Source organism: Phenylobacterium sp. (genome assembly GCF_035309685.1).
Lineage (GTDB): Bacteria > Pseudomonadota > Alphaproteobacteria > Caulobacterales > Caulobacteraceae > Phenylobacterium.
Window position 1 is genome coordinate 38,858 of sequence record NZ_DATGEX010000001.1, and the last position, 14,447, is coordinate 53,304.

11 protein-coding genes are annotated in these 14,447 nt (G+C 69.3%); 3 read left to right on the forward strand and 8 right to left on the reverse strand.

Features of this window, described 5'->3' with window-relative positions; genetic code table 11:
- Positions 1–61: 61 nt before the first annotated feature.
- The 4 genes from VKQ35_RS00215 to VKQ35_RS00230 form a co-directional block, all read right to left on the reverse strand.
- Complete coding sequence (locus VKQ35_RS00215; RefSeq protein ID WP_324357843.1) at positions 62–967, reverse strand: DMT family transporter; 906 nt, start codon at positions 965–967, stop codon at positions 62–64.
- 49 nt (positions 968–1,016) lie between these two features.
- Positions 1,017–2,906 (reverse strand): PQQ-binding-like beta-propeller repeat protein, encoded by a 1,890-nt coding sequence (locus VKQ35_RS00220; RefSeq protein WP_324357845.1) that lies wholly within the window; start codon positions 2,904–2,906, stop codon positions 1,017–1,019.
- Between the two features lie 14 nt (positions 2,907–2,920).
- Positions 2,921–4,843, reverse strand: coding sequence for a PQQ-binding-like beta-propeller repeat protein (locus VKQ35_RS00225; protein WP_324357847.1), 1,923 nt, complete (start codon positions 4,841–4,843; stop codon positions 2,921–2,923).
- A gap of 159 nt (positions 4,844–5,002) precedes the next feature.
- Complete coding sequence (locus VKQ35_RS00230; RefSeq protein WP_324357849.1) at positions 5,003–7,057, reverse strand: hypothetical protein; 2,055 nt, start codon at positions 7,055–7,057, stop codon at positions 5,003–5,005.
- A gap of 221 nt (positions 7,058–7,278) precedes the next feature.
- Between VKQ35_RS00230 and VKQ35_RS00235 the strand changes: the two genes are divergently transcribed.
- From VKQ35_RS00235 to VKQ35_RS00245, 3 genes are all read left to right on the forward strand, one after another.
- Complete coding sequence (locus VKQ35_RS00235) at positions 7,279–7,854, forward strand: TetR/AcrR family transcriptional regulator (RefSeq protein ID WP_324357851.1); 576 nt, start codon at positions 7,279–7,281, stop codon at positions 7,852–7,854.
- A 77-nt stretch (positions 7,855–7,931) separates the two neighbouring features.
- Positions 7,932–8,324: a YciI family protein gene (locus tag VKQ35_RS00240; RefSeq protein ID WP_324357853.1), complete on the forward strand. Its 393-nt coding sequence runs from the start codon at positions 7,932–7,934 to the stop codon at positions 8,322–8,324.
- On the forward strand, positions 8,321–9,580 hold the full coding sequence (locus VKQ35_RS00245) for an RNA polymerase sigma factor (protein ID WP_324357855.1): 1,260 nt from the start codon (positions 8,321–8,323) through the stop codon (positions 9,578–9,580). The genes VKQ35_RS00240 and VKQ35_RS00245 overlap by 4 nt, the downstream gene beginning before the upstream one ends.
- Before the next feature lie 13 nt (positions 9,581–9,593).
- On the opposite strand, the gene VKQ35_RS00250 is transcribed toward VKQ35_RS00245, so the two are convergent.
- The 4 genes from VKQ35_RS00250 to VKQ35_RS00265 all read right to left on the reverse strand — a co-directional run bounded on the left by VKQ35_RS00250 (position 9,594) and on the right by VKQ35_RS00265 (position 14,325).
- The gene (locus VKQ35_RS00250) at positions 9,594–9,917 is read right to left on the reverse strand and encodes a hypothetical protein (protein WP_324357857.1); all 324 of its coding nucleotides are present in this window, start codon (positions 9,915–9,917) and stop codon (positions 9,594–9,596) included.
- A 64-nt stretch (positions 9,918–9,981) separates the two neighbouring features.
- The gene (locus VKQ35_RS00255) at positions 9,982–11,937 is read right to left on the reverse strand and encodes a CocE/NonD family hydrolase (protein ID WP_324357858.1); all 1,956 of its coding nucleotides are present in this window, start codon (positions 11,935–11,937) and stop codon (positions 9,982–9,984) included.
- A gap of 33 nt (positions 11,938–11,970) precedes the next feature.
- Positions 11,971–12,372, reverse strand: a complete 402-nt coding sequence (locus VKQ35_RS00260; protein ID WP_324357859.1) for a DUF1801 domain-containing protein — start codon at positions 12,370–12,372, stop codon at positions 11,971–11,973.
- A gap of 15 nt (positions 12,373–12,387) precedes the next feature.
- Positions 12,388–14,325, reverse strand: a complete 1,938-nt coding sequence (locus VKQ35_RS00265; protein WP_324357860.1) for a PQQ-binding-like beta-propeller repeat protein — start codon at positions 14,323–14,325, stop codon at positions 12,388–12,390.
- Positions 14,326–14,447: the final 122 nt, after the last annotated feature.

Sequence of the window (14,447 nt, forward strand, 5' to 3'; positions counted from 1 at the left end):
CCTGCAACCGCAGCCTGTCAACGCGAAGCTGACGCCGCGTCAGCCCACACAGGCCGGGAGATCAGGCGGCCACCGTGGCGCGCCGGAAGCGCACGAGCTCGCGGTGCAGGATGTAGATGCCGCTGGCGGCGACGACCAGGGCGCCGGCCAGCGTCGCGGCGTGCGGCAGTTCCCCCCAAACCAGATAGCCCAGCCCCGTCGCCCAGATCAGCTGGGAATAGTCGAAGGGCGCGACGACACCCACCGGCGCCACCCGGATCGCCTCGGTCAGGAAGAGCTGCCCGACCCCGCCGACCAGGCCGCCGGCGATCAGCACCACGAGCGTCATCGGGTCCGGCGTCACCCAGTTGAACAGGGAAACCGCCCCGCCCAGCACCGTGCCGGCCAGGGTGAAGTAGAAGACGATGGTCGGCCCCTTCTCGGTGACCGCGATCTGGCGGATCTGCACCATGGCCAAGGCGGACCCAAGCGCCGCCGTCAGGCCGAAGCCGACGCCGGCGACGTTCATGTGGCCGGGTTCCGGCCGCACCATGATCAGGACGCCGACGAAGCCGACCACCACCGCGCCCCAGCGGTGCCAGCCCACCGGCTCGCGCAGCATCAGCGCCGAGAGCGCGGTCATGAACAGCGGGGCGCAGAAGGTGAAGGCGGTGGCCTCGGTCAAGGCCAGATGCTGCAGGGCCGAGAACGAGCAGGTCATGCCGATCAGCCCGACCACCGAGCGGTGCAGGTGGCCGAGCGGAAGCTTGGTCTTCAGCACCGAGAAGCCGGTGGTGCGGGCGATGTAGGCGAGGATCGGGACGAAGGCGAAGGCGTTCCGGAAGAACACCATCTCGAACACCGGCACGCCCCGGTGGCCCGACCACTTCACCGCCGCCGACAACAGGGCGACGCAGACCATCGCCGCCATCCGATAAGCGATGCCGAGTCCGTTGCGGTGGTGGGCGGCGTGGGTGGGCGCGATCACGCCCCGGCCTATCGGGGAGAGTGACGGCCGGTCAACCGCTCAAGCTCAGCTATTTCCCGTCCACCGAGAAGGCCAGCAGCAGGTTCGACGCCCCGGCGCTGCCGTTGTAGCCGGAGTGCACGAACATCATGCCGCCGGCCACGGTCGGCCCGCCCATGTCCAGCGACCCGCCGGGCGCCGCCTTGATCCCGTTCACCGTGTCCTGCGGCGTGGTGGTGTCCCATTCCCACAGGACCTTGCCGTCGGCGGCGGAATAGGCGCGCAGCCGCCCGTCCTGGGCGCCCGCGAACACCGCGCCCGGCACCGCCGTCACCGCCTGCGAGAAGCTGGGGGAGCAGCGGCCGGAGGGCACGTTGCAGGGCAGGCCCTTGGGCGCGTCTGCGCGCCAGAGCTCCTTGCCGTCGGCGATGTTGAGCGCCACCAGGCCGGGCCGGCCGCGGCCGGGCGGGTCGGCGAGCGCGGCGTAGAAGGTCTTGCCGTCGTTGGCCGGACCCCATTCGACCCCGCCCAGCGCGCTGCCCTGGCCGAGCTTCGGCGTCTGCCACACCGTCTTCCCGGTGGCCGGATCCATTGCGTAGACGATCGAGGACTTGTTGCCGGTGATCACCAGGGACTTGCCGTCCGGCAGGGTCACCAGGTTGGGCGAGGAGCCGAAGTCGAAGTCCGGCCCGCGCGTCCCCAGCGGGCCGTTGACCGTGCCGGACATGAAGTTGTCTTCGGCCAGCACCTGGTTCGCCCAGCGGATCTTGCCGGTCTTCAGGTCCATGGCGAGCACGGCGTCCGACGTCGGGTGCTCGACCTCGGTGTAGCTGTCGCCGGTGGCCACATAGAGCTGGCCGGCCTTGGCGTCGATGGTCGGCGCCGACCAGATGGCGCCGCCCGCCGGCCCGTACATCTGGGTCCCGGCCGGGTTCTTGCGCGTCGCGTGCGGCTTCTCGTCGAGGATCGGCCGGGTCCAGAGGATCTTGCCGTCCGTGGCGCTCACCGCCACCACCGTGCCGATGAAGGTGCAGCAGCTGTAGGCCGCCACATTGCCCTGGCTCTCCTCCGAGGCCGAGAGCGGCACATAGAGCACGCCCTGATAAAGCGCCGGAGAGCCGGTGATCCGGCCCACCTTGTGGTCGCCGACCACGACCTTCCAGAGCTCCTTGCCGGAGGCGGCGTCGAAGGCGTGGACGAACATGCGGTCGTCGCCGAGGTAGAGCGCCCAGCCGCTGGGCGCGGCCTTCAAGGGGCCGATGCTCATGGAGGCGCGCGCGCTGCCGCGCCAGTCGTAGCGCCAGTGGACGCAGCCGGTCTTGGCGTCGAGCGAATAGAGCTTGCCGCTCATCGAGGCCACGAACACCCGGTCGCCGAACACCAGGGGCTCGGTGTTCTTGGTGCCGGGATAGGCGAAGGCCCACTTCACCTTTAGCTTCGGGATATCGGCCGCGGCGAAGCCGGGCTTCGGCTGATAGCGGCTGTTGGCGACGTCGCGGCCCCAGCCGTTCCACTGCGGCCCGTTCGGCTGCAGCGGGCCGTTCGCCTTGCAGAGGTTCGCATCGGCGACCGGCGGCGCGTTGGGCACCGGCGACTTGCCGGTGATGAAGCGCGTCACGCCATAGAGCTCGGCCTCGCTGAGGCCCGCCGCCATGGGCTTCATCGCGCCGATGGTGAGCGCGTCATAGACCTCTTCCGGCGCGCGCGCGGCGAGCAGTTCCTTAGGCGGCGCGCGGCCCACCGCCGGCTCGTGGCACTGGGCGCATCTGGCCTTGAAGATCGGCTCGCCGGCCACCGGATAGAGGCCCGCGGAGTTCTCCGGCGGCACCACGTAGCCGGGCTTGGGTGTCGGTCTTGCCTGTCCTTGGGCAGGCGCACCGCCGGCTGGAGGTTGCGCCAGAACCGTGGACGCGGCGAGCAGGAGCCCCGCCGCCGCTGCGAGAACCCCTGTGAGCCGCATGTCCGCCGAGCCCCCTACTTGCCGTCGACCGAATAGGCCAACAGCACGTTGACCCCGTTGGAGCCTACCCGGGCTGCGCCGTTGTTGCCGCTGGTGATGAACACCATGCCGCCGGCGATGGTCGGACCCATGCCGTCGATGCCGCCGCCGGGCTGGCCCTTGATGCCGTTGACCGTGTCGTAGGTCCGCGCGGTCGTGGAGTCGGCCCAGACGATCTTGCCGGTCTTGGAATCGTAGGCCCGGAACCAGCCGTCCTCACCGCCTTGGAACACCAGCCCGGGGATCACCGCGGGCGCCGCCGGCTGGGCCTTGGCGCAGCGGCTGGGCCGGCCCTTGTCGCTGGCGTAGACGCAGGGCGCGTCGGGCGCCGGCGCCGACCAGACGAACTTTCCGTCCGCCGGGTTCAGGGCGTAGATGCCCGCCTTGCCCTTCGACGCCGTCGCCGGGTTGAACAGGTAGACGAGGTCGGAGATCGGCACGTAGACGTATGAGTCGTCGGCGCCGATGCCCCACTCGATGCCGCCCAGCGCCGAGCCCGCGCCGACGATGGTCTTCCAGATCAGTTCGCCGTTGTCCGGGTTCACGCCGTACATGATCCCCGACTTCTGGCCGGCCAGCAGCACCTGCTTGCCGCCCTTGAGCGTGAACAGCACAGGGGCCGCGCCAAAGTCGTAGTCGGGGCCGAGCGGCGTCGGGCAGTTGCCCGAAGGCCCCGTCGGGCCGCAGCCCATGACGAAGTTGTCGTGCTCGGTCACCTGGCGGCGCCACTTCATCGCGCCGGTCTTGAGGTCCAGGGCGACGATGGCGTCGTCGCCGTTGGTGTCGACGTCGGTGTAGCTGTCGCCGGTCACCGCGTAGACGAGGCCGCGCTTCATATCGACCGTGGGCGCGGCCCAGACCGCGGCGCCCGCCGGACCCTGGACCTTGCCGCCGGCGTCCTTGTCGCGGATCGTCTTCATCGGCCCGTCGATCATCGACGTCTTCCACAGAAGCTTGCCGGTCTTCAGGTCCAGCGCCGCCAGCGAGCCCCGGAAGGTGCAGCAGCTGTAGGCCTTGCCCATGGCCGCGGCCTCCTCGATCGAGGAGATCGGCACGATCAGCCGGTCACCGGCGACCATCGGCGTGCCGGTGAGCGTCGAATAGGGGTGCTCGTCGAGCTGCGGCGACCGCCAGATTTCCTTGCCCGTCTGGGCGTCGAAGGCGCGGACCTTGCGGTCGTTCTGGGCGATGAAGGTCGCCCAGCCTGACGGCGCGAGCGGCGACTTGACGATCATCGGGGTGGTGCGCGAAACGACGTCGCCCAGCGCCCAGTGGACGCAGCCGGTCCTGGTGTCGAGCGCATAGAGCTTGCCGGACCGGTTGGTCACCCACAGCCAGTCGCCGACCACCGCCGGCTGGCCGCCGCCGGTCATCGAGAAGGCCCACTTCACCTTCAGCTTCGGCACGTCGGCCGCGGTCAGGCCCGGATGGCGCTGGAAGCGGTCGTTGTTCGGATTGACCCCCATGTTGGACCAGTCGGTGGGACCGGCCTTGATCGGGGCGTTGACCGCGCACATCGGGTCGATGCCGACCACGCCGTTCTTGATCTCGACCTGCGGCATCTCCGCGCCGGTGGGCCGCGCGGCGCGCGCGGGAGCGGCGGCGGCTTCGGCCGGCGCGGCGGTGAGGAACTTGGCCACAGCCTGCTTGTCGGCGTCGCTGAGGCCCTGGGCCATCGGCTGCATCAGGCCGCTGGTGAGCGCGGTGACGATGTCGGCGGGCGCCCGTTGCGCCAGGTCGGCGCGGCTGGGCGCGCGCGGGTTGCCGCCGTCATGGCAGGCCTTGCAGCGGGTGTCGTAGATCGCCGCGCCATCCGGCGCGCCCTGGGCGTGCGCGGCGACAGCAACGGTGGAGGCGGCGGCCAGCGCGGCGCCGAACAGCCAGGAACGAATGGACACCTTGGAAATCCCCCCGAACTTATCTTGGTCTCTTACGGACTATCTTGGTCTTTTGAATCGAACGCGCCGCATCATGCCTGTTGACGCGGCGCGGGTCACCTGTCCTCCGCTGGGCCGGCGGCGTCGCCACCGGCCCTTTGGAGGTGTTCGATCGTCAGCCTAGCGCGAGGCCGGCGAGGCCGCCCCGACCGACGCCACCGGCGTCGGCTTCGCCTCAGCGGTCTTCGGCGCTGGGCCGCGGCTGCGCTGCAGCAGCTTCGTGGCCGCCGCCAGCTCCTGCGCGTCGAGGGCGCCGTCATGGTTGGTGTCGATCATGTCGAAGTACTTCAGCAGCATGGTGGCCGGGCCCTGCGGGCCGCCCTTCAGCTCAGCCTTCTCGATCTTGCCGTCCATGTTGTCGTCGAGGATGCCCATCATCAGGTTGGCCTGGAGCAGCTTCTCGTATTCCGGCGTCTGGTGCGCGACCGTCTCGTCCACCCAGCGGTAGTGCAGGTAGGTGGCCATCATTTCCGACGAGGTTTGCTCGCCTTCATAGACGGTCTTGGTCGGGTCCGGGTTGCCGGGGTTACGCGCCGAGTTGTCGTAGGTCCACTTGGCGAGGATCTTCGAGCCCGCCGGCACCTTCAGCGGCGTCTTGAGGAAGTACTCGTACTGCCAGTTGAAGTTGTAGCGCGGCAGGGCGAGCAGCATCTCCTGCTTGCCGTTGGGATAGATGATCGAGACCTGGGTCGAGCCGCCGCGCACGTGGGCGTGCGGCGTGATGCCGTAGAGGATCGCGTCCTTCGGGAACTCGATGTAGCTGGTTTCCTTGTGCCACTCCTCGCCCGGCGGGATCTCGATCGAGAAATCGAAGATCAGGAAGGTGCGCAGGACGTACTTCGGCTCCTCGCCTTTCGGATAGAAGTAGAGGCCCATCTGGGTCTTCTCTTCCGTCTCCTTGCCGTAGGGCGTGTAGTGGTTCTGGAAGCCCACGCCGCCGGCGGCCGGCACCCAGACGCCGGTGTCGATCGGCTGGATGTTGGAGCCGCGGCCGGGACCGTAGCCGCCCAGCGAGGCGCCCCACTGGGATTCGGAGAAGGTGTCGCCCTTGTGATCGGTGGCGACCGTGCCGGAAAGAATGTGGTGCACCACCTGGCGGTCGGTGACGCGGAAGGTCGTGGCCTTCAGCCAGCGTCCCTCCGGTAGCGTCATCGGCACCACCGGGTGGGTGTAATCGAGCACGCCGGAGGCCGGAACCTTCACCGCGGGGATGTTCAGCGTCACGTCGGGCTTGCCGAGCGGCCATTCGGGGGCCTGGAACTTGATCTTCTGCAGCGGGTCCTCGCCCGCGCCGCGCGGCGCGCCGGCGTCGATCCAGTGGACCAGGGTCTTCATCTGGTCGGGCGTCAGGCGGTCGTCGTCCTGGAAGGCGCCGACGGTCTCGTCAGCCAGGTAGGGCGGCATCCGGTGCGTGCGGATCACCTCGCGGATCATCGGCGAGAAGCCCTTGATCTGCTCGTAGTTGGTGAGCGGCATCGGGCCGATCCCGCCCGGCTGGTGGCAGGTGGCGCACTTGGCCTGGATGATCGGGGCGACCGTGTGGGAATAGGAGATCTGGGCGTAGGTGTTGGCCTTGGCCCGGTCCGGGAAGGCGATCATCTGGCCCTTGGCCTCACGGGTGGTCAGCGCCACCTTCTCGCCGGCCATCAGGGCGTCGACCGCCGCCTTGGCGCCGTCCACCGGCCCGCGGTAGGCGATGGTCCAGGTCTTCGGGTCGATGACGATGACCTCGGCGGCGCGGGTCACGCCCAGCTCCTCGCCGACCAGTTGCTCGTAGTCGAACAGGATCGGCATATCGAGGCCGGCCGCCTTGGCGTCGGCGATCACCGGATCGCGCTTGTCGCCGATGCGGCTGTCGACGGCCATCATGTCGAACTTCTTGCCGGCGTAGGCGGCTTTCAGCGCCATCAGGGCGTGGGCGTCGGCATGCACTTGCTTGTCGGCGCTGGCGTAGGTGACGAGCACTACGGCCTTGTCGTCGCTCATCCGATAGAGTTCGCGGCCCAGGAGGTCCTGGTCGGCCAGCAGGAAGTCGTCGACGCGGGCCGGGCCGGCGACCTTGGTCGCCTCGGCCCTGGCGGCGGTCACGCCGTGCGGCGAGGCCATCAGGGCGAGCGCGCTGGCGGCGGTCGCCAGGGCGCCCAGGCCGATCGCGGTCTTGCGTGAAATGCTCATTCGCCTCTCCCTACCGCCGGTTTCCGGCGTCCCTTGCGTGCCGATCGTCGCGTCGTCTGCGGAATCAGCGTTCGGTCAATAGTCCGACAATATTGCCGGAGCGTGTCTGGTCTGGCCTCACCGCGGCAGCCTCACCTTGCGGAAGGCTTTCGCGCGGTTCACAACAGCCCTCCGGCCGAAGTTACGATACACAGTGGATCATAGTGGATTCTGACGCCCAAATGTCAATGGTTTCCGACGCGCGCGTGGTGCGCACCCGCGATGCGCTGCGCCGGGCGATGACCGAGCTCGCCGAGGAGAGCCCGCTGGATTCCATCACCGTGCGCGCCATCGCGTCGCGGGCCGGCGTCGGCTACGCCACCTTCTTCCGCCACTACGCCGATAAGGACGCCCTGCTGGCCGACGTGATCGACGCGCTGGTGCGGGAGTTCCTGGCGCAGGCCGCGCCGTGGCTGCAGCAGCGCGACCGGCTCGGGTCGGCCAAGTTCATGTGCGATTTCGTCCTCGCCCGCCTGCCGATCTACAAGGCGCTGATCGCTGGCGGCTCGGGCGAGACGGTCCGCGGCGAGATGCTGCGCCAGACCATGGCCACCATGGCCCAGACCCGCGAGCGCCGGCCGCAAGGGGTCCGCGACGACCTGGTCCTGTTCCAGATGGTCTCCGGCATCCTGAACCTGCTCGCCTGGTGGCTGCGCAATCTCGACACCGTCAGCGCCGAGACCATGGCCGAGATCATCGACCGCCTGGTGCTGACCCCGGTCAGCACGGTGCGCCACGAGCCGCCCGCCGGGCTGTAGCACCGGATATTTTGCGGAGCGCTGTCGGAGGCGGCTAGGCTGGGGCGTCCTAGGCCCGACCAGGAAAGCCCCGCGCCATGCTCTACGCCCTGCTCTGCTACAATTCCGAAGAGGCCGTCTTCGCCTGGAGCAAGGCCGAGGACGACGCGGTGATGACCCGCCTCCTCGCCGTGCAGGACAAACTGTCCGCCCAGCGCAAGCTCGGCCCCTCGCTGCGGCTGATGCCGACGACGGCGGCCACCACGCTGCGCAAGACCGATCCGCCGATGGTCATCGACGGCCCCTACGCCGAGACCAAGGAACAGCTGCTGGGCCTCTATATCCTGGACCTGGCGAGCCTCGACGAGGCGCTGGACGTCGCCCGCGAGCTCGGCCGCGCCAATCCCGGCGGCGCCTATGAGGTCCGCCCGCTGATGCTCTATATGCCGGGCGTGCTGTCGCCCGATGAGCTGCTGGCGGCGGCGGGGTGAGCGACCTCGCCTGGATAGACGCGGCGCTGACCTCGGCGCGGCCCCAGGCGATCGGCGCCCTGCTGCGCTATTTCCGCGACCTGGACACCGCCGAGGAGGCCTTTCAGGAGGCCTGTCTGCGGGCGCTCAAGACCTGGCCCGACAAGGGCCCGCCGCGCGACGCGGCCTCCTGGCTGATCATGGTCGGGCGCAACGCCGCCCTCGACGGCGTGCGCCGAAAGAGCCGGCTGACCGAACTGCCGGACGAGGACCAGATCTCCGACGTGGACGACGTCGAGACGCCCATGGCCGAGCGGCTGGACGGGGCGCACTACCGCGACGACATCCTGCGGCTGATGTTCATCTGCTGCCACCCGGACCTGCCGGCGACCCAGCAGATCGCGCTGGCGCTCCGCATCGTCTCGGGCCTCACGGTGAAGCAGATCGCCAAGGCCTTCCTGGTCGGCGAGGCGGCCATGGAGCAGCGGATCACCCGCGCCAAGGCGCGCATCGCCAGGGCCGAAGTCCCCTTCGAGGCGCCGGGCGCGGTCGAGCGGTCGCAGCGGATCGCGGCGGTGGCGGCCATGGTCTACCTGGTGTTCAACGAGGGCTATTCGGCCGGCTCCGACGCCGCCGAGGCCCGCGCGCGCCTCTCGGAAGAGGCGATCCGGCTCGCCCGCCTGCTGCTGCGGCTCTTCCAGGCCGAGCCGGAGATCATGGGGCTGACGGCGCTGTTCCTGCTGCAGCACGCCCGCGCCGCCGCCCGCTTCGACGCCGACGGCGCGATCATCCTCTTAGAGGACCAGGACCGGACCCTGTGGAACCGAGACATGATCGGCGAGGGCCTGGCGCTGATCGACAAGGCCATGCGCCACCGGCGGCCCGGGCCCTATCAGATCCAGGCGGCGATCGCCGCCCTGCACGCCCGCGCCGCGACGCCCGCCGACACCGACTGGGCGCAGATCGAGGCGCTCTACATCGGGCTGGAGCAGCTGACGCCCTCGCCGGTGATCACGCTCAACCGCGCCGTCGCCGCCAGCAAGGCGCGCGGGCCCGCCGAGGCGCTGGCGCTGATCGAGCCCCTGGAGGCCCAGCTTGGCGGCTATTTCTATTTCTTCGGCGCGCGCGGCGCCTTCCTCCTGCAGCTCGGCCGCGACGACGAGGCGCGCCAGGCCTTCGACCGCGCCATCTCGCTCGCCAACACCGCCGCCGAGGCCGCCCACATCCGCGGCCAGATCGACCGCCTGCAGGCGGACGCCCGCGCCCGGCGGGGCTGAGCAGACCCCAGGCCTAGCGGATCTTGATCTGCACCGACCCCTGCGGGCTATCGAGCGTGAAGGTGTCGCCGGACTTCTTGTCCTTGGGATAGGCGATGCAGGTGACGTTGGGATCGAAGTTGGAGCTGGTGCACAGCTTGTCGCCGTCGATCTTCCACGTGCCGGTGACCTGGCCGTCGGCGGCGGTGAACTTGCCGTCCGGCGTGTAGCTGACCTCGATGTTCATATCGCCCAGCATCAGGACGATGCCGTGGGACGTGACCTCGGTCAGGGTGTCGGCGAAGGCCGGGGTGGCGAGCGCGGCGGCGGCCGCGGCGACAATCAGCAGGTTTCGCATCTGGGTCTCCTTGGCGGACGGGCTCTCACAAGGTTTATGATGTAGACTTGTTTATCCAGAAGCGTCAAGCACGCCTTCTCGATGGTCGAGGCGGGATCACCGGCAGCAGCACCCGGCTGGGCCGGCTCGCATCCACGAACACCGTGTTCCTGGCCACCCGCCGGGTCAGGCCCGTCCCTTCCGGCGCGCCGGTGTTCGGGTTGACGTCGAAGTGCGGAAAGTTGCTGGACGAGACATCGAGCCGGATGCGGTGGCCGGCCTTGAACAGGTTCGACGTCGGAAACGCCGCGACCTTGATCCTGTAGGCCTGGCCCGGCGTCATCATCGCCGGATGCTCCCAGCTGTCGCGGTAGCGGCAGCGCAGGATGCCGTCTGTGAGGTTGAGCGCATAGCCGTCGGGGTAGTCGGCGCTCGGGGGATAGACGTCGATCAGCTTGATGGTGAAGTCGGTGTCCGGCCCGTCGGATGCGATCCACAGCTCGGCCTCGACGGCGCCGGTGACCTCGACGTCGGCCTTCAGCGGCTCGGTCTGGAACACCAGCACATCGGGCCGCGCCTCCAGCGGCAGATAGGGTTGGCGCGAGCCGTAGACGCTCGGCCCCTCGCGCTGGTCATAGCCGCCGCCGCGCATCAGCGGCTCACCCGACGTGATCGTCCCGCCGATGCTCGGGACCGGATGGTTCGGGTCGAAATCGTAGGCGATCGGCTCGGCCCTCTCGACCGGTTGGGCCGTTGAAAGCGCGCCGTCGCCGTGCAGGTGGAAGGCGGTGAGCCTGGCGTCGGCGATCGGCCAGGCGGCCTCCGTGCGCCAGGCGCCGCCGTGCATCAGCCGGCCCTCCGGCGTCTTGCGCCCAGACCCGCCGCCCATCACGAAGATCCTGACCGGCGGGTCGGGATCGGCGAGGCTGGAGCCCTTCAGGTGACGGTCGAACCAGGCCAGCCGCTGGGCGTCGTAGTCGCCGTGGCCGAGCGCATCCAGGGTCGCGCCCGGCCCGAACTCGATGTCGCCGGAATAGGTGGTCGAGCGCGCGCCATGGGTCCACGGCCCCATGATCAGCCGCACAGGCCCCTTCTTCAGCTTCGACAGCGCCACGTAGTTGTCGGTCGTGGAGCGCGAATAGGCGTCGTACCAGCCGCTCATGTGGATCATCGCCGCATCGGCGTATTGGCCATAGGAGCCCTCGGCGTAGATGCCGACCTGCTTCCAATAGGCGTCGAAATTCCCGTGCCGCCACTGGTCCAGCACATAGGCCTCGTAGTCGGGGATCAGCGACAGCGGCGTGTGCCCGGGCTTCCACGGCATGGAGGCGAACCAGGCCTTCAGGTCGACGCCCTTCAGCGCCGCCATCAGCCGCGGATCCTTCTGCGCCTCGGGACTCTCCAGGCCCAGGTTGTAGGCCCAGGTTACCTGCTTCAGCTCGAAGGCGCCGCCCTGGCGGATGCCGTCCTGGTAGGCGTTGGAAAAGCCGCCGCAGTCCAGCACCATCGCCTTCAGCCCCGGCGGGTTGAGGCAGGCCAGCGCCCCCTGCGTGTGGGCGGCGTAGCTGAGGCCCATGGTCCCGATCCGCCCGTCGCTCCAGGGCTGCGCGACCAGCCAGCGGCAGGTGTCGAAGCCATCGGCGCCCTCGCTCAGATATTTGACGAACTGGCCTTCGGAATCGTAGCGCCCGCGGCAGTCCTGGAAGACCACCACATAGCCCGCTCGCACATAGGTCGCGGCGACCTCGGCGCGGGTCTTGGGCGTCTTCGGATTGGCCTGGGTGATGTCGCGGAAGCTGGTGACGTTCCGCCCATAGGGCGTGCGCTCCATGATCGCCGGGAAGCGTCCAGGGACCGCCTTGCCGCCGCGCGCCGGGCGGTAGACGTCGGTCGCGAGCTTCACGCCGTCGCGCATGGAAACGCGGACGTTGCTCTCGAGCACGACCTCGTAGGGGCCCTCGGCGGATCGGGCCGCGCCGGCGGAAAGCGCGAAGGCGGCGGCCAGTTGCGACAGCGCGCGGCGGGTCAGTGAGTCCGTCATGCGAAAAGAGTTCGCACGCGGCGCCGGCGCCGCCTAGACCCTGGCCGTATTGGACCAGGCGGCGGTCACCAGCTCCTCGAGCACGCGCGCGTCCACGTCGGCGAGCTTGTTGATGTAGAGGCAGCCCTTGCCGGTGGCGTGTTTTCCGAGGCGGCGCAGACGCTCATCCCAGCCTTCGGCGTGCTTGATGTAGAAGACCAGCGACGGCTTCCGCGGCGAGAAGCCGATCGCCATGATGCGGCCCGTCCTGCCGCCGGCCAGCTCGTATTCCCGCTCGCCGAAGCCGACCAGGGTCGGCCCCCACATCTTCGGCTCAAGCCCGGTCACCTTGCGCATCATGGCGCAGACCACGGCCCCGTCGGCGGGCTTCGGCGAGCCGGCGATGAAAGCGTCGACGTCGACGTCCGTCGCCTTGGTCTTCGCTTCGTAGGCCATGGCTGCGCCCCGCCGCTACTTGCCCCCGACGGAGAAGGCCAATAGCACATTGTCCGGCCCGCTGGAGCCCGAGGCGCCGTTGAAACCGGCCATCACGAAGCCCATGCCGCCGGCGAAGCTCATGCCGGTGGCGTCGAGGTTGCCGCCGCGCTGGTTCTTCACGCCATTGACGGTTTCGTAGTGACGCCCGGCAGTGTCGTAGTCCCAGATTTCCTCGCCGGTCTTGGCCACGAAGGCGCGGATGTGGCCGTCCTGGTTGACCGTGAAGAGGACCCCGTTGGCGATGCTGGAGGGGCCGGAATAGCCGTTGCCGCAGCGGCCTTCGAAGCTGCACTTCGGCTCGGGCGCGCGATGGCGCCAGACCAGCGCCCCATCGGTGAGCCGCAGCGCCGAGATCGAGGGCAGGCTGCGGTCAGCGATGCCGACGTAGAGATTGTCGTTGTCGGCGCTCATGCCCCATTCGACGCCGCCCAGCGCGCTGCCCTTGCCGATCCGGGTCTGCCAGATGATCTTTCCGTCATCGGGATCGAGGCCGTAGACCTGGCCCGACTTCTGGCCGGCGAACAGCATGTCCTTGCCGCCCTTTCCACCCTTTCCTGGCATATGCTTCAGGATCGGCGAGGAGCCGAAGTCGAAGTCCGGCCCGTTGGGGGTCGGGCAGTTGACGCCCGGCCGCTGTTGCGGACAGCCGACCAGGAAGTGGTCCAGCTCGGTCATCTGGTGCGCCCATCTGATTTTGCCCGTTTTCAGGTCCATCGCCTCGACGGCGTCGGAGTAGTGCTCCTCGACGTCGGTGTAGCTGTCGCCGGTGGCGACGTAGAGCACGCCGCGCTTGGGATCTATGGTCGGCGATGACCAGATCGCCGCGCCCGCCGGCCCGTACATCTGAGTGCCCACGGCGTTCTTCTTGAACGGCGCCGGCGCGGTCGGGATCGCGTAGGACTTCCACTTGATCTTGCCGGTGGCCACGTCGATCGCCGCCACCGCGCCGCGCTGCTTGCAGCACTCATAGGCGGCCAGGCCCGCGACGCCCTCCTCGAAGGACGAGAGCGGCACGTAGAGGGTGTCACCCCAGAGCGAGGGCGCGCCGGTCAGGATGCCGCGGCCGCCGGAATCGATCAGGACGTTCCACAGCTCCTTGCCGCTGTTCGCGTCGACGGCCACCTGGTTGCGGCTCATGTCGCCGAAGTAGGCCGCCCAGCCGGAGGGCGCCTTGGGGTTCTTGCCCACCGAGACGGTCACGCGGACGCTGCCGCGCGCCTTGTAGCTCCAGGCGACGCAGCCGGTCTGTTTGTCCAGCGCATAGACCTGGCCGGAGGACGAGGTCACGAAGACCCGGTTGCCGACCACCGTCGGCTGGCCGTAGCGGCCGCCCTGGTAGGCGAAGGCCCACTTCACGGCGAGCTTCGGCGCATTGGCCGCGGTGATCGTCGTCGAGGCCGCGACGCGGGTGTTCTGCTTGTCCGGACTCCAGCCGTTCCACGACGGGCCGGCGGGATTGAATTTCGCGCCCGCCGGGCAGGCGTTGCGGGATTCCCCGGTCAGGTCGAAGTGGGCGTCCGGCGCCTGGCCGGTGACGAACACCGCGATCGAGGCGATGTCGTTGTCGGAGAGGCCGCTCGCCATGGCCTGCATCTTGCCCGTCTTCAGCGCGTCAATGATCACATTGGGGAACTGGGCGGCGAGCTCGGCGCGCGACGGCGCGTGCTCCACCGGGGGCATGTGGCAGCTCTTGCAGCGCTGGCCGAACAGCTCCTCGCCGTGGGCGGCCATCTTCGCCTGGGCGGCGGCCTGCGCCTGGCGGGCGGCCAGCGCATTGCCCGCGGCGGCGGCCGGCGGCCGGTCGTTCTCGCCGGCGACCGACTGCCCGGCGGCCGGACCGCCCCACAGGCCCGCGGCGCCCGCAGCCACGATGATCGCCGCCGCGACGGCTCCGCCCCATGTCGTCGTCATATTCGCTCCCGCATTTCCTCGCGCGCCGACTGTCGCGGCGCTTCGTAGGGCCACCATAGTCGCGTATTAAATTTCAGTCAGATTTCGCGGCTCGCGCGCCGCCAAAGACCTCTCCGACCCTC